The 15,847-nt window shown below is 75.7% G+C and carries 8 protein-coding genes; 4 read left to right on the top strand and 4 right to left on the bottom strand.

The window, feature by feature from the left end; genetic code table 11:
- Positions 1-2: 2 nt before the first annotated feature.
- Positions 3-10,232, top strand: coding sequence for a type I polyketide synthase (locus ACZ5OX_RS22895; protein ID WP_465632470.1), 10,230 nt, complete (start codon positions 3-5; stop codon positions 10,230-10,232).
- A gap of 67 nt (positions 10,233-10,299) precedes the next feature.
- Positions 10,300-11,055 carry a thioesterase II family protein gene (locus ACZ5OX_RS22890; protein WP_465632468.1) on the top strand — a complete coding sequence of 252 codons (756 nt, stop codon included), beginning with the start codon at positions 10,300-10,302 and terminating at the stop codon, positions 11,053-11,055.
- Between the two features lie 72 nt (positions 11,056-11,127).
- On the opposite strand, the gene ACZ5OX_RS22885 is transcribed toward ACZ5OX_RS22890, so the two are convergent.
- Entirely contained in the window at positions 11,128-11,268 is a 141-nt protein-coding gene (locus tag ACZ5OX_RS22885; protein ID WP_465632466.1) for a hypothetical protein, read from the bottom strand.
- 211 nt (positions 11,269-11,479) lie between these two features.
- Between ACZ5OX_RS22885 and adhP the strand changes: the two genes are divergently transcribed.
- Both adhP and ACZ5OX_RS22875 read left to right on the top strand, forming a co-directional pair.
- The gene (gene adhP, locus ACZ5OX_RS22880) at positions 11,480-12,493 is read left to right on the top strand and encodes an alcohol dehydrogenase AdhP (protein ID WP_465632465.1); all 1,014 of its coding nucleotides are present in this window, start codon (positions 11,480-11,482) and stop codon (positions 12,491-12,493) included.
- A gap of 50 nt (positions 12,494-12,543) precedes the next feature.
- Positions 12,544-13,062 (top strand): universal stress protein, encoded by a 519-nt coding sequence (locus ACZ5OX_RS22875; RefSeq protein WP_465632463.1) that lies wholly within the window; start codon positions 12,544-12,546, stop codon positions 13,060-13,062.
- A gap of 74 nt (positions 13,063-13,136) precedes the next feature.
- Here ACZ5OX_RS22875 and ACZ5OX_RS22870 read toward each other — a convergent pair whose 3' ends face one another.
- The 3 genes from ACZ5OX_RS22870 to ACZ5OX_RS22860 all read right to left on the bottom strand — a co-directional run bounded on the left by ACZ5OX_RS22870 (position 13,137) and on the right by ACZ5OX_RS22860 (position 15,787).
- Positions 13,137-14,129 carry a hypothetical protein gene (locus tag ACZ5OX_RS22870; RefSeq protein WP_465632461.1) on the bottom strand — a complete coding sequence of 331 codons (993 nt, stop codon included), beginning with the start codon at positions 14,127-14,129 and terminating at the stop codon, positions 13,137-13,139.
- A complete protein-coding gene (locus tag ACZ5OX_RS22865; RefSeq protein WP_465632725.1) occupies positions 14,126-14,458 on the bottom strand; it encodes a PadR family transcriptional regulator in 333 nt (110 codons plus the stop codon). Before ACZ5OX_RS22865 ends, ACZ5OX_RS22870 begins: the two co-directional genes overlap by 4 nt.
- Before the next feature lie 291 nt (positions 14,459-14,749).
- Positions 14,750-15,787: an MBL fold metallo-hydrolase gene (locus tag ACZ5OX_RS22860; RefSeq protein WP_465632459.1), complete on the bottom strand. Its 1,038-nt coding sequence runs from the start codon at positions 15,785-15,787 to the stop codon at positions 14,750-14,752.
- Positions 15,788-15,847 lie beyond the last annotated feature (60 nt).

Here is a 15,847-nt window from a genome sequence, read left to right as displayed (position 1 = left end):
ACATGCAGAATGAGCAGAACGAGCAGAAGCTGCTCGACTACCTCAAGCGTGTGACGGCCGATCTCAAGCAGACCCGGCGCCGGTTGCACGAGGTGGAGACCAAGGACCAGGAGCCGATCGCCATCGTGGCGATGGGCTGCCGCTACCCCGGGCAGGTCAACAGCCCCGAGGAGCTCTGGCAACTGGTCGAGCGCGGTGGTGACGCGGTCTCCGGCTTCCCCACCAATCGCGGTTGGGACCTGGAGGCGCTCTACGACCCGGACCCCGAGAGCCCCGGGAAGTGCTACACCCGCGAGGGCGGGTTCCTGCACGGGGCCGGGGAGTTCGACCCGTCGTTCTTCGGGATCTCGCCGCGCGAGGCGCTGGCCACCGACCCGCAGCAGCGGCTGCTGCTGGAGGTCGGCTGGGAGACCTTCGAGCGCGCCGGCATCGACCCCTCCTCGGTCAGGGGCTCGAACACCGGCGTCTTCGTCGGCCTCGCCTACCAGGGGTACGCGGGCGACGAGGAGAGCGCACAGGAACTGGAGGGCTTCCTGCTGACCGGCACCGCGCCGAGCGTCGCCTCGGGCCGGCTCTCCTACACCTTCGGGCTCGAAGGCCCGGCGCTGACCGTGGACACCGCGTGCTCGTCCTCGCTGGTCGCCCTGCACCTGGCGATCCAGGCCCTGCGCCGGCGGGAGTGCACCCTCGCGCTGGCCGGCGGTGCGGCGATCATGGCGAGCACCGGCATGTTCACCGAGTTCAGCCGCCAGCAGGGCCTCGCCGTGGACGGCCGCTGCAAGTCCTTCGCCGCCGAGGCGGACGGCACGGGCTGGGGTGAGGGCGTCGGAATGCTGCTGGTCGAGCGGCTGTCCGATGCCGAGCGCAACGGGCACCCGGTGCTGGCGGTGGTGCGGGGTTCGGCCGTGAACCAGGATGGCGCGTCGAACGGTCTGACGGCCCCGAACGGCCCCGCCCAGCAGCGGGTGATCCGCCAGGCACTGGCCAGTGCGGGGCTGTCGGCCGCGGACGTGGACGTGGTCGAGGCGCACGGCACGGGAACCAGGCTCGGTGACCCGATCGAGGCGCAGGCGCTGCTGGCGACGTACGGCCAGGACCGGCCCGAGGACCGTCCGCTGTGGCTGGGCTCGTTGAAGTCGAACATCGGGCACACCCAGGCGGCGGCCGGGGTGGGCGGCATCATCAAGATGGTGCAGGCGATGCGGCACGGCGTCCTGCCGCGCACCCTGCACGCCGAGCAGCCGACGCCGCACGTCGACTGGTCGGCGGGCGCGGTACGGCTGCTGACCGAGCCGGTCGCCTGGCCGGAGGGCGACCGCCCGCGCCGCGCCGCCGTCTCCTCCTTCGGGGTCAGCGGCACCAACGCGCACACCATCATCGAGCAGGCCCCGGCCGCCCCCAAGGCGGACGAGGAGCCGCCGGCCCGGGCCGAGCCGACGCCCGCCGCGGCGCCGCTGTCCTGGGTGGTCTCCGCCCGCAGCAGGGCCGCCCTGCGCGAACAGGCTGAACGGCTGCTCTCCCAGGTGATCGGCCTGCCCGACGCGCGGCCGCTCGACGTCGCCTACTCGCTGGCGACCTCCCGTGCCGCACTGGACCACCGCGCCGTGGTGGTCGGCACGGACCTCGCCGAGCTCATCGACGGCGTCCGCGCGGTGGCCGAGGGGAAGTCGGCACCGCAGGTGGTCCAGGGACACACCGGCCGGGACGCCGGGCTCGCCCTCGTGTTCTCGGGGCAGGGGAGCCAGCGGCTGGGGATGGGGCGTGAACTGTACGCGTCCTTCCCCGTGTTCGCCGAGTCGTTCGATGCGGTGTGTGCCGCGGTGGACGCCCACCTGGAACGCCCGCTGCGCGAGGTGGTGTTCGGCGAGGACGCGGAGCTGCTGAACCGGACGGAGTTCACCCAGCCCGCGCTGTTCGCGGTGGAGGTGGCGCTCTTCCGGCTCATCGAGTCGTGGGGTGTGCGGGCGGACTTCCTGGCCGGGCACTCGATCGGTGAGTTCGCCGCCGCGCACGTGGCCGGGGTGTTCTCGCTGGCGGACGCCGCCGAACTGGTCGTGGCGCGTGGCCGGTTGATGCAGAAGCTGCCCTCGGGTGGTGCCATGGTGGCGGTGCAGGCCTCCGAGGACGAGGTGGTGACGCTGCTCGCCGGCCGCGAGGAGCGCGTGGGTATCGCGGCGGTCAACGGCCCGTCCTCGGTGGTCATTTCGGGCGCCGAGGACGCGGTGGCGGAGGTGGTGGAGGCGCTGGCGGCCCAGGGCCGTCGGACGAAGCGCCTCGCGGTCTCCCACGCGTTCCACTCGCCGCTGATGGCGCCGATGCTCGCGGCCTTCCGTAAGGTCGCGGAGCGGGTCACCTTCTCCACCCCGGCCCTGCCGATCGTCTCCACCCTCACCGGCCGGCTCCTCACCGCCGAGGACCTGGCCGACCCGGACTACTGGGTCCGTCACGTCCGTCACGCCGTGCGCTTCGCCGACGCCGTCCGGACCCTGGCGGCGCAGGGTGTGACGTCCTTCCTGGAGGTCGGCCCCGGCGGCCTGACCCCGATGGTCCAGGAATCCCTGGCCGACGCCGAGCCGGCCGCCGTCGCCGTCCCCGCCCTGCGCGCCGACCGCCCCGAGCCGGAGGCCTTCACCACCGCCCTGGCCCAGCTGCACGTCCACGGTGTCGCCCTCGACTGGAACGCCGTCTTCACCGGCACCGGCGCCCGGCGCGTCGACCTGCCCACCTACGCCTTCCAGCGGGAGTCGTACTGGCTGGAGCCGGCCGCCCGCGAGCCGCGCGAGCAGTCGGCGGCGGACGGGTGGGAGTACCAGGTCACCTGGGCCCCGCTCCCGGAGGCCACGACCGCCACCGCGCAGGGCCGTTGGCTGCTCCTCGCGCCCTCCGGCCCGAGCGCGCAGGCCGTCACCGGCCCGCTGCGGGAGGCGCTGGCGGCCCGGGGCGCGGACGTCGACCTGCTGGAGGTCGACGAGGCCGACGACCGGCAGACCCTCGCCGCCCGCCTGCGCGAGGCCGCCGACGGTGAGGTGCCGCTGCGCACGGTCGTGTCGCTGCTGGCCCTGGGCGACCGTCAGGGCACCGGCGGGGCGCACACCCCGCTGCCCGCCGCCGTGGCGCTGACCCTCACCCTGGTGCAGGCCCTCGGCGACGCGGACGTCGAGGCGCCGCTGTGGTGCGCCACCCGTGGCGCGGTGTCGGTGGACGGCTCCGACGGGCCGACCAGCCCCGCTCAGGCACAGGTCTGGGGCCTGGGCCGGGTCGCCGCCCTGGAGCACTCCGGCCGCTGGGGTGGCCTGGTCGACCTGCCACCGGCCGCCGGGCCGGGCGAGGACCGGCCGGTCCTCGACGAACAGGCGCTGACCTGGCTGGTCGCCGTCCTCACGACGGACGATGACGAGGACCAGCTGGCCGTCCGCGACACCGCGGTCCTGGCCCGGAGGTTGACCCGCCTCGCCCCCGCCGACCCCACCGCGCAGCCCGCCGACGGGGGTCCCGGCACCGACGGGTGGACGCCGCGCGGCACCGTCCTGGTCACCGGCGGCACCGGCGCGCTCGGCGGCCACGTCGCCCGCTGGCTGGCCGGCCGCGGCGCCGAGCACCTCGTGCTGACCAGCCGGCGCGGCCCCGCCGCCCCGGGCGCGGACGAGCTGCGCGACGAGCTGGAGCGGCTCGGCGCCCGCGTGACGATCGCCGCCTGCGACGCCGCGGACCGCGACGCGCTGGCGCGGCTGCTGGCCGGACTCCCGGGCGAGCAGCCGCTCACCGCCGTGGTCCACACGGCCGGCGTCGACACCCCGGAGCTGCTCGCCGACACCACCCCGGAGCGCTTCGCCGCCGTGGTGGCGGCGAAGGCCGCGGGCGCGTCCCACCTGGACGAGCTGCTGGGCGATCAGGACCTGGACGCCTTCGTGCTCTTCTCCTCGATCGCCGGGGTCTGGGGCAGCGGCGGCCAGGGCGCGTACTGCGCCGCCAACGCCCACCTGGACGCGCTCGCCGAGGCGCGCCGGGCCCGCGGCCTGGCGGCGACCGCCGTCGCCTGGGGCCCGTGGGCCGAGTCGGGCATGGCCGGCTCCGCCGAGGTCGCCGACGGCCTGCGCCGCCGGGGCCTGCGTCCGCTGGCACCGGACGCCGCGATCGCCGTACTGGCCGGGCTGCTGGAGCGCGGCGAGACCGCCGTGACGGTGGCCGACGTGGCGTGGGAACGGTTCGCGCCCGCGTTCACCGTCGTGCGGCCCAGCCCGCTGCTGTCGGACCTGCCCGAGGCCGGGGCGGCCCTGCGGCCGGCCGCGGACCCGCGCGACGCCGACCTCTCCGACGAGGCCGCCGAACTGCGCCGCACCCTCGCCGGGACCGACCCGGCCGAGCGGGAGCGCACCCTGGTGGAGCTGGTCCGCGCCGAGGCGGCGGCCGTGCTCGGGTTCCGCGGTGCCCACCTGGTCGACCCCGAGCGGCCGTTCCGGGAGCTGGGCTTCGACTCGCTGACCGCCGTCGAGCTGCGCAACCGGCTCAAGCGCGCCACCGGCGTCCGCCTGGCCACCACCGTGGTGTTCGACTACCCCACGGCCATCGCGCTGGCCGGACAGCTCCTGACCGAGCTGCTGGGCGCGACGTCCGAGACCGGCGCCGACGCGGGGACCGGCCGGGCCGCCCCGGACGAGCCGATCGCGATCGTGGCGATGGGCTGCCGCTTCCCCGGCGGCGTGCGCAGCCCCGAGGACCTGTGGCAGCTGGTGGCCGGGGAGACCGACGCGATGTCGGACTTCCCCTCCAACCGGGGCTGGGACCTGGACGCGCTCTACCACCCCGACCCCGACCACCCGGGCACCACCTACGCGCGCTCCGGCGGCTTCCTCCACGACCTGGCCGACTTCGACGCCGCCTTCTTCGGCATCTCGCCGCGCGAGGCCGTCGCCATGGACCCCCAGCAGCGGCTCCTCCTGGAGACCTCCTGGGAGGTGTTCGAGCGGGCGGGGATCGACCCGACGACGCTGCGCGGCACCCCGACCGGCGTCTTCGTCGGCACCGGCTACCAGGACTACCTCCAGCGCGGCCTGGACGTCCCGGACGGCGTGGTGGGCTACCTGGGCACCGGCAACGCGGCCAGCGTGGTGTCCGGGCGCATCTCCTACACCTTCGGTCTGGAGGGCCCGGCGGTCACCGTGGACACCGCCTGCTCCTCCTCCCTCGTCGCCCTGCACATGGCCGTCCAGTCGCTGCGCAACGGCGAGTGCACGCTGGCGCTGGCCGGCGGTGTCACCGTGATGTCCAACTCGGGCGCGTTCGTGGAGTTCAGCCGTCAGCGGGCGCTGTCCGCGGACGGCCGCTGCAAGGCGTTCTCCGCCGCCGCCGACGGCACCGGCTGGGGCGAGGGCGTCGGCCTGCTGCTGGTCGAGCGGCTCTCCGACGCCGAGCGCAACGGCCACCGCGTGCTGGCAGTGGTGCGCGGCACCGCGATCAACCAGGACGGCGCGTCCAACGGCCTCACCGCGCCCAACGGCCCCGCCCAGCAGCGGGTGATCCGCCAGGCCCTGGCCAACGCGGGCCTGACCGCGGACCAGGTCGACGCGGTGGAGGCGCACGGCACCGGCACCACGCTGGGCGACCCGATCGAGGCCCAGGCCCTGCTCGCCACCTACGGCCAGGAGCACCCCGAGGACCGTCCGCTGTGGCTGGGCTCGCTGAAGTCGAACATCGGCCACACCCAGGCCGCGGCCGGGGCGGGCGGCATCATCAAGATGGTCCAGGCCCTGCGGCACGGGCTGCTGCCGAAGACCCTGCACGTGGACGAGCCCACCCCGCACGTCGACTGGTCGGCGGGCGCGGTGAAGCTGCTGACCCAGCCCGTGGCGTGGGCACCGGGCGACCGTCCCCGCCGGGCCGGCGTCTCCTCCTTCGGGATGAGCGGCACCAACGCCCACGTGATCATCGAGGAGCCTCCCACCGCGCGCCAGGCGGCCGACACCCCCGCCCCGGCGGCCGACACCTCCGCCCCGGTGGCCGACGCCGCGCCGCGGCCGGTGCCGCTCGGCCCGGCGGCGGTGGCCCTGCCGCTGGCCGCCCGTACGGTCGGCGCGCTGGAGGAGCAGGCGGCCTCGCTCGCCGCACTGCTGCGCGCGCGGCCCGACCTGCGCCCCGAGGACGTCGGCTACTCGCTCGCCACCACGCGCTCGGCCTTCGAGCAGCGCGCGGTGGTGGTCGGCGCCGACCGGGCCGAGCTGACCGAGGGGCTGGAGACGCTGGCCGCCGGCGGCTCCGCCCGCCTGGTCGCGCGCGGCACCGCCGGAGCCGAACCGAAGGCCGTGTTCGTCTTCCCCGGCCAGGGCTCGCAGTGGGCCGGCATGGCCGTCGAACTGCTGGACATCTCCCCGGTGTTCCGGGACGGCTTCGCCGCCTGCTCCCGGGCTCTGGCGCCGTTCGTGGACTGGAGCCCGGAGGACGTGCTGCGCGAGGCGCCCGGCGCGCCCGGGCTCGACCGGATCGACGTGATCCAGCCGGTGCTCTGGGCGGTCATGGTGTCGCTCGCCGAGCTGTGGCGCTCCTGCGGGGTGCGGCCCGCCGCCGTGGTGGGCCACTCGCAGGGCGAGATCGCGGCCGCCTGCTGCGCGGGCGCGCTGTCGCTGGAGGACGGCGCGCGGATCGTGGCGCTGCGCAGCAGGCTGCTCTCCCGGCTGAGGGGCGGAATGGCCTCGATCACGCTGCCGCGGGCGGAGGTCTCCCGGCGCCTGGAGCGGTGGGAGGAGCGACTGAGCGTCGCCGCGGTCAACGGCCCGCTCAGTGTGGTGGTCGCCGGCGACGTCGACGCCCTGGACGAGCTGCTGGCCGCCTGCGAGGCCGAGGGGGTGGCGGCCAAGCGGATGGTCCGGGTCGAGTGCCCCTCGCACTGCCCCCAGGTCGAGGTGCTGCGCGACGAGCTCGACGCGATGCTCACCGGGATCACCCCGAAGGCGCCGGAGGTGCCGTTCTACTCCACGGTGACCGGCGGCAGGCTGGAGACCGCGCCGGACGCCGCCTACTGGTACGGCAACCTGCGCCGGACCGTGCAGTTCGAGCGGGCCACCCGGCAGCTGCTGGCCGACGGCCACCACGTCTTCGTCGAGATCAGCCCGCATCCGGTGCTCGCCTTCGGCCTCCAGGAGACCATCGACGCCGTCGCGGGGGAGGAGCAGGAGGCGCAGGACGCCGCCCCGCAGCCGGCCCTGCCGCCGGTCGTGGTGCCCACCCTGCGGCGCGGCGACGGCGGCGCCCGGCGCTTCCTGGCCTCGCTGGGCGAGGCGCAGGCCAACGGCGTCCGGCCCGACTGGTCCGCGGTCTTCGCCGGTTGGGACGCCCGGGAGGTCGACCTGCCGACCTACCCGTTCCAGCGCCGGCGGTACTGGCTGGAGACGGCCGAGCGGCCCGCCGGGCCGGTGGCGGCCTCGGAGGTGGACGCCGAGTTCTGGGCGGCCGTCGAACGCGAGGACCTGACGGCGCTGACCGGGGGCCTGCGCCTGGCGCAGGACGCCACGCTGCGCTCGGCCCTGCCCGCGCTCTCCTCCTGGCACCGGCGCCGCCGCGAGGAGTCCGTGGCGGACGGCTGGCGCTACCGGATCACCTGGCAGTCCGTCCCGGAGCCCACGGCGCCCGTCCTGGCCGGCACCTGGCTGGTGGTCCTGCCGCAGGAGCCGTCCGCCGACCCCGCCGTCGAACTGGCGCTGAACGCCCTGGCGACGCACGGAGCCGACGTCGTCCGGCTGACCGTGTCCGACGGCGAGGACCGGCAGGCGCTGGCCGGGCGGCTGGCCGAGGCCCTCGCCGGCCTCGGCGAGGTCGGCCCCGGCGGCGTGCTGTCGCTGCTCGCGCTCGACGAGCGGCCCCACCCCGAGCACCCGGGCCTGCCGCTGGGCCTCGGCCGGACCCTGACCCTGGTGCAGGCGCTCGGCGACGCCGGAATCGCGGCCCCGCTGTGGTGCGCCACCCGGGCGGCGGTCTCCACCAGCGCCCAGGACCCGCTGCGCGGCACCGCGCAGGCGCAGGTGTGGGCCCTGGGGCGGGTCGCCGCCCTGGAACTGCCCGCCCGCTGGGGCGGCCTGGTCGACCTGCCCGACGGCGTGTCGGCCGCGGACGGCCGGATCGCCCGCCGCCTGGCCGCGGTGCTCTGCGGCGCCACGGCCGAGGACCAGGTCGCGGTGCGGGCCGGGGGCAGCTACGCCCGGCGGATGGTGCGGGCCCCGCGCCCGGCCGGCGCCGCGCCGCGGCCCTGGCAGGTGCGCGGCACCGTGCTGGTCACCGGCGGCACCGGCTTCATCGGCGGCCAGGTGGCCCGCGCGCTCGCGGCCGACGGCGCCGAACACCTGGTGCTGGCCAGTCGCGCCGGCGCCGCCGCCGAGGGCGCCGAGCAGCTGCGCGGCGAACTGGAGGCGCTGGGCGCCAAGGTGACGATCACCGCGTGCGACCTGGCCGACCGGGCGGCGGTCGCCGAACTGGTGGCCACGCTGGACGACCTGGCGCCGCTGAGCGCCGTGGTGCACGCCGCCGGAGTGGGCGGCGCGCCCGCGATGCTCGCGGACACCACCGAGGCGGACGTCGCCGCCCTGCTGGGCGCGAAGGCACTGGGCGCCGCGCACCTGGACGAACTGCTGGGCGAACGCCCGCTGGACGCCTTCGTGCTCTTCTCCTCCGGTGCCGCGGCCTGGGGCAGCGGCGCGCAGGCCGGCTACGCGGCCGCCAACGCCTCCGTCGACGCGCTGGCCGAGGACCGCCGCGCCCGCGGGCTGGCCGCCACCTCCGTCGCCTGGGGCGCCTGGGGCGGCGGCGGCATGGTCGACGCCGCTTCGGAGGAGCGCCTGCGCTCGCGCGGCCTGGACCCGATGAGCCCCGAGCTCGGGGTCCTGGCGCTGCGCCGCGCGGTGGAGTGCGAGGACACCACGCTGGTGGTCGCCGCCGTGGACTGGGAGCGCTTCGTGCCCGGCTTCACCGCGGCCCGGCCCAGCCCACTGATCGGCGACCTGCCCGAGGTCGCGCGCCTGCTCGCCGCCCAGGAGGCCCAGGACGACACCGAGGACGGCGCCGAGCCCCCGCTGCTGCGCCGGCTCGCCTCCCTGGCCGTCACCGAACACGCCTCGGAGATCGTGGAGTTCGTCCGCGGCGAAGCCGCCGCCGTGCTCGGCCACCCCTCGAAGGAGGCGGTCCAGGCGCAGCACGTCTTTCTGGAACTGGGCTTCGACTCGCTCACCGCGGTCGAGTTCGGCAAGCGGCTCAGCCGGGCCAGCGGCCTGCGGCTGCCGAGCACACTGGCCTTCGACCACCGCACCCCGGTCGAGGTCGGACGGCGGCTGCAGGCCCTGCTGGCGGAGCGCGGCGGCCCCGGGGGCCCGGCCGCGGGAGCGGCCGCCGGTACGGGCTCGCCGGAGCCGTCGGAGTCGCAGGACCTCATCGTGTCGCTCTACCGCCGGGCCGGTGAACTCGGCCGGCTGACGGAGGGGATCGAACTGGTCACCGCCGCCGCCCGGTTGCGGCCGGTCTTCGACGCGGCGTCCGCCGCCGACCACCTGCCCGAGCCGGTGCAGTTCGCGCAGGGCCAGGACGGCCCGGCGCTGGTCTGCCTGGGCCCGTACATGGCGCCGTCGGGAGTCCACCAGTACGCCCGGTTCGCCGCCGCGTTCGGTGGCCGGCGCGGCATCTGGGCGCTGCCCGAGCCGGGCTTCGCCCCGGGGGAGGACCTGCCCGGGGACGTCGAGGCGCTGATCGAGGCGCACGCCACGGCCATCGGGCGCAGCGTGGGCCATCAGCCGGTCGTGCTGGTCGGCTACTCCTCGGGCGGCTGGGTCGCGCACGCGGTCGCCTGCCACCTGGAGCGGATCGGCCGTCCGGTGGCGGGGATCGTCATGCTGGACAGCTTCACCCGGCGTCAGCGCATGGGCGAGCGGTTCCAGTCGGCGGTGGTGGAGGGGCAGTCGGAGCGCTTCGAGTTCGTCTCCGCACCGGGCACCCAGCTGACCGCGATGGGCGGGTACCTGCGGATCTTCGAGGACTGGGACGCCCCGCAGGCCGCCGCCCCGACGCTGGTCGTCCGGGCCGCGGACTGGATGGCCGGGAACGAGACGGACGCGGACGACCGCCCCGCCGCCCCCGAGCACGCCGACACCGTGACCGAGGTGCCCGGCAACCACTACACCCTGATGGAGCGCCACGCCCACGAGGCCGCCGCGGCGGTCGACGAGTGGCTGGACAGGCTCAGCCCGGTGGGGGAGTGACCGCCGCCGGCCGTCCTCCCGCCCCCGAATCCACCTTCCGTCCACGAAGCAAGGAACGACACCTCCCGTGAACAACCCTCCCGTTGACGACCTGTGGATCCGCAGGTTCCACCCGCGCCCGGACGCCGGGATCCGCCTGGTCTGCCTGCCGCACGCCGGCGGCTCCGCGAGCTTCTTCCTCCCGGTCTCCCGGGCGATGCCGCCGTCCGTGGACGTCCTGTGCGTCCAGTACCCGGGACGCCAGGACCGCCGCGCCGAACCGTTCCTCGACAACATCCCCGACCTCGCCGACCGGGTCTTCGCCGCGCTCCTGCCGTGGACGGACCGGCCGCTGGCGTTCTTCGGCCACAGCATGGGCGCCACCCTGGCGTTCGAGGTGGCCCGGCGCCTGGAGCGCCAGAAGGGCCTGGTGGCGGCCGGCCTGTTCGTCTCCGGCCGCCGCGCCCCCTCCACCCACCGCCACGAGACGGTGCACCTGCGCGACGACGACGGCCTCATCGAGGAGATGCGGAGCCTGAACGGCACCGACGCCCAACTGCTCGGCGACGAGGAGGTCCTGCGCATGATCCTGCCCGCCACCCGGGCCGACTACAAGGCCGCCGAGACCTACGCCTACGAGCCCGGCGAGGCCCTGCGCTGCCCGCTGGTCGCCCTGACCGGAGACGACGACCCCAAGGCCACCGTCGACGAGGTCGCCGCCTGGGCCGATCACACCGAGGGCCCCTTCGACCTGCGGGTCTTCCCCGGCGGCCACTTCTATCTGGCCGCCCACCAGGCCGCGGTCGTCCGCACGATGACGGAGCGGCTGACCGCCGCCGCCTGAGCACCCCGCCCGTGACGGCCCGGACCGGCAGCGACCGGTCCGGGCCGTCACCCGTCGGCCCCGTCCCGGTCGTCAAGCCCTTGGTGTCACCCCCGACAGCGCGCGTTTCGCCGGTGACACGCTGCACGGGGTGGGCACCGGCATCAGCACCGGGCCGCCGTCGCCGCCGTCGCCGCCGTCGCCGTCGCGCTTGTCGCGGACCGGCTCGGCCACGGCGATCGGTCCCCTCGTGCCCCCGTACGCGGATCGGCGTGGACGTGGTGACCGGACACCGGGTCGGCCGACCACAGCGACCGGGGACCTTCGGCCTGGAAGACAGGTACCTCCCGGCCCCAGCGGACACCGGGCCGAGACGCTGGGATGGAGGCAGCGCGGTACCGGTGGACATCGGAACCGCGTTCGCCACCGTCCGAGGGAGCAGCGCATGAAGGCCGCCGTCGTCCGTGATTTCACCGCACCGTTGGTTGTCGAGGAGCGTCCGGTGCCGGAGCCGGCCGCGCACCAGGTCCGGGTGCGGATCGAGGCCTCGGGCCTGTGCCACACCGACATCCACGCCGCCCACGGCGACTGGCCGGTGAAGCCCGGCCCGCCGTTCGTCCCCGGGCACGAGGGCGTCGGCATCGTCGAGGCCGTCGGCGCGCAGGTCCGCCACGTCCGGGTGGGCGAACGGGTCGCCATCCCCTGGCTCGCCGACGCCTGCGGGCGCTGCGACCAGTGTGTCTCCGGCTGGGAGACCCTCTGCCTCCAACAGCACAACAGCGGCTACTCCGTCGACGGCGCCTACGCCGAGTACGCGCTCGCCCACGGCGACTACGTCGTCCCCGTGCCCGACGGCATCGACCCGCTGGACGCCGCCCCGCTCTCCTGCGCCGGCGTCACCACCTACAAGGCCCTCAAGGTCTCCGGCGCCCGCCCCGGCACCCGCGTCCTGGTCTCCGGCATCGGCGGCCTCGGCCACCTCGCCCTCCAGTACGCCCGACTCTGCGGCGCCGAGACCATCGCCGTCGACGTCACCGACGACAAGCTCGCCCTGGCCCGCGAGCTCGGCGCCGACCACGTCCTCGACGCCCGCACCCAGGACGTCGCCGCCGAGGTCCAGGCCCTCGGCGGCGCCCACGCCGCGATCGCCCTCGCCGTCAGCAACGCCTCCTTCCAGGCCGCCTACGGCGCCCTGCGCCGCGGCGGCACCCTCGTCCTGGTCGCCCTCCCGGCCGACGGCAAGCTCGAACTCCCGGTCTTCGAGACGGTGCTGAACGGCACCAAGGTCATCGGCTCGATCGTCGGCACCCGCGAGGACCTCGCCGAGGTCTTCCGCCTGCACGCCCTCGGCCGCACCCGGGTGATCCGCGAAACCCGCCGGCTGGAGGACGTCAACGCCTGCTTCGACGAGGTCCTCAGCGGAAAGGTCTCCGCCCGCCTGGTCTTCGACCTGCGCTGACCGAGGCCCGGTCCGCGATCCACAACCCGGGGGAAGAGGAAGGGAACGACATGAACGAGACGGTGGCACAGCGGCGGATCGTGGTGGGCGTCGACGGATCGGCGTCCTCCCGCGCCGCCCTGCGGTGGGCGGCACGTCAGGCCGCCCTGGTCGGAGCCGCGGTCGAGGCGGTGATCACCTGGGAGCACCCGGCCGTCTACCACTGGGGCGTGCCCGTGGCCGGAGTGGACGACGGCGTCGTCGCCGGGTACGCCGGAAAGACGCTCGCCGAGGCCGTCGCGGAGGAGACGGGCCCCCAGTACCCGGTCGAGGTGCGCGAACGGGTGGAGTACGGCAACCCCGCCCAGGTCCTGCTGGAGGTCGCCGAGGGCGCCGAACTCCTGGTCCTCGGCAACCGCGGCCACGGGGGCTTCGTCGGGGCGCTGCTCGGCTCGGTCAGTCAGCACTGCGTCCAGCACGCCTCCTGCCCGGTCGTCGTCGTCCGGGACACCGAGCAGACCGAGCAGAATGAGCAGACCGAGCACGCCGAGCGTGACGAGCAAGCTGACGGGCCGACCGCCGGCCGGTGACCCGTACCCGCGGCCGACGGGATCTCCGGCGGCCGGGCCGGCGGGGGCGCCGCCGGCCCGGCCGCGTCAGGGGATCAGCGCTGTTGCCGCCCGGTGCGCGGGGTGAACCGCTCCGTCAACCGGACCACGGCGAGGGCGGCCGCGTACCCGACGGTGAACAACGCCACCAGGAACAGGAGCGCGGTCGCGTTCGTGACGTAGTAGCCCGTCAGTACGGGGGCGAGCACGGGCGGCACGCCCAGGACGACGGCGGTCAGGGCCGCCGAGCCGACCGTGCGGGTGGTGCAGGCGACGGCCGCGCCGGCGACCACCGGGGCGAGGAAGCGGAATCCGGTGCGGAGGATCGTCCCCTCGCCGGGGCCGAGGGCCTCGTTGAGGACGGCGTCCGCGGCGGTGAGCGTGATCACGACCCCCCACGGAACGGCGGAGCGCGGTTGCGTGAGGCGGTCCGGCGGGGCGATCAGCAGCACGAGGGCGTTGAGGGCGAACAACACGGTGTCCGGGCCCGCCAGCCCGTAGGTCAGCGGGAGGTGTGCCTGTGCACCGGGCAGCTCGCGGCCGGCGACCAGGAGGACCAGCGGGGCCACGACGGTGACCGCCGCCAGGACCCGGGCCGCCGTCCAGCGGCCGGCCAGGGCCGCGACGGCCATCAGCGCCGCCGGGACGAGCAGGGCCAGCGTGGCGACGAGCGACCCGACGCGTACCCCGCCCTCCGGGTCGGTGGCGGCCCGGACGGCCCACCAGAGGTGCACGGCCGCGTAGCTGCCGGCCAGCGCGGCGGCGAGCGGGGCCGCGGTGGCCAGGGCCCGGCCCGTCGGCTGGTGGGAGACCAGGCCGAGCCGGACCCGGAGCCCGTACCCCGCCACGTCGGCGACCTCGCGCAGAGCGCCGAGCGGGGACGCCGTGCGGACGCGGTGTTCGGCGTGGTCGGCGACCTCCGCCAGCTCGTGGGTGCCGTAGGAGGCCGGGTAGAGGGCGAGGGCGCGGCGCAGCAGGCGGGTCGTCAGACGGCTGCCCCGGTGGTCCTGCTGGCCCGGCCGGCCCTGCTGGTCCCGGTGCGGGGTCATGCCGTTCCTCCTGCGAGCCTGTTCCGGGTGATGGCGAGGCGCCGGTCGGCCTCGTGGAGGGCGGCGCGCAGCCGGTCGCTCTCGCCCGTGAGGGCCTGGGTGCCGGCCGGGGTGAGGGCGAAGACGCGGCGGGGCCGCCCGGCGACCGTCTCCTCCCGTTCGACCCGGATGAGGCCCTCGGCGAGCAGCCGGTCGAGCGTGCCGTACAGCGTGCCGGCGCCGAGCCGGACCCGCCCCTCGGAGATCGCGGCGACTTCGTCACCGAGCGCGTAGCCGTGCCGGGGCTGGTCGGCGAGAGCGGTGAGCAGCAGGAAGGTGGGCTCCTGCATGGAGCGTTTCTTCGTCACACCGGCCACCATAGTACGGTCGCCGTAGTATCTGGCAAGGGAGGTAGGCACGGTGACGTCCCGTCGGACCCGACGCGCCGGCGCGCGACGCCTGTCACCGGCGGGCCCCGACGACCTCGACCGATCTGCGCCACGAGGAACGGGGGTTGTCACCGTTGCGCAGGTGGTCGTCGCCTGGGGCTGGTGCTCGGCGTTGTCGTCGCCGATCGTTCGGCGAGCTGTGAGCGGGGCCAGGGGCCGATCCCGCTCACATCCCCCGAACCCGTCGCGCCCTCAGCAGCACGCGTGAGCCCCCGCGGCATGCGGGCCTGGTTCGTCCCGTACCCCGGTGGCTTCGGCGGCGGCTTCGGCGTCGGCGATCCGGCCGTGCACCATGGCGTCCATCACGGCCAGGAACCGCTCGGTGCGCGGTCGGCCGAGGACGAAGGGATTCGGCCCGTCGGGGTGGTCGCGAAGCTGCTCGGCGCGTTGGAGGCCGTAGTCGTTGGGGTGGTTGGACAGTTCCACGTCCGCACCCGCCCGCACGGCCCGGGCCCGGAAGGACCGGATGGAGGAGAGGTGGGTGCGCAGTTCCGGCAGCGCGGTGGGCGGGAGCATGCCGCCCCAGAGCATGGCGGTGTGGTGCCGGCGGCCCGCGCGTACCGGGAAGATCGGTGAGACGGTGCCCGGGCTGTGGCCCGGGGTGTGGTGCAACTCGATCGTGGTGCCGCCGAGTGTGAGGTGCCGGCCGTCCGTGATGTCGAGGTCCCGGACGGGGGCGTCGGCGGGCCGGGTGCGGGCGAGCAGGTCCCAGTCGGCCGGGGACATCAGCACCCGGGCCCCGTAGCGGTCGGCGAGCGACTGCGCGCCCCCGAAGTGGTCGTAGTGGCCGTGGGTGCACACGATGTACTTGATTGTCGCCGGGTCGGCGCCCAGCGCGCGCAGCCCGGGGATGATGACGTTCTCGGCGTCCGCCGGCGAGGTGAGCGCGTCGATCAGCACGATGCCGTCGTCGGTCAGCACGGCCATCGCGGAGACCCAACCGGCGCTCAGCATCGCGAGGTTGTCGAAGAGCTTCACCGGTGCCGGTGCGGGCGGGCGGGGGAAGGTGGTGGCGGGGGTCAGCGCCGCCACCAGTGCGCACAGCACCGGGTCGTTCCCGGCCAGCCTGCGGGCGCGGTCGTAGCAGGTCTGCGCGTCGGTGTCGTCCGCGGTGGCCCGTGCGGGGAGGGGGAGCGCGCCGGCACCGGCGGCGAGGGCGAGGGTGGCGAGCCGGCCGAAGTGGCGCCTGGAGAGACGGCCGGTCGGGTCGTGGCGGGGGGAGGGCGTCATGGGCTTCTCCTCGCTTCATGAGGGACAAGGGCTTCGTGAGCGGCAAGGCCTTCGTAGGGG

It is taken from the genome of Kitasatospora sp. NPDC032121 (assembly GCF_055580145.1).
The sequence above is the reverse complement of the archived record's forward strand: the minus strand, read 5'-3'. Positions and strand labels throughout refer to the sequence as shown.

Bases quoted from the DNA above. Each gene is read 5' to 3' on its own strand.
- adhP (WP_465632465.1), top strand. From the start codon at position 11,480: ATGAAGGCCGCCGTCGTCCGTGATTTCACCGCACCGTTGGTTGTCGAG.
- ACZ5OX_RS22865 (WP_465632725.1), bottom strand. From the start codon at position 14,458: ATGCAGGAGCCCACCTTCCTGCTGCTCACCGCTCTCGCCGACCAGCCC.
- ACZ5OX_RS22895 (WP_465632470.1), top strand. From the start codon at position 3: ATGCAGAATGAGCAGAACGAGCAGAAGCTGCTCGACTACCTCAAGCGT.
- ACZ5OX_RS22870 (WP_465632461.1), bottom strand. From the start codon at position 14,129: ATGACCCCGCACCGGGACCAGCAGGGCCGGCCGGGCCAGCAGGACCAC.
- ACZ5OX_RS22860 (WP_465632459.1), bottom strand. From the start codon at position 15,787: ATGACGCCCTCCCCCCGCCACGACCCGACCGGCCGTCTCTCCAGGCGC.
- ACZ5OX_RS22875 (WP_465632463.1), top strand. From the start codon at position 12,544: ATGAACGAGACGGTGGCACAGCGGCGGATCGTGGTGGGCGTCGACGGA.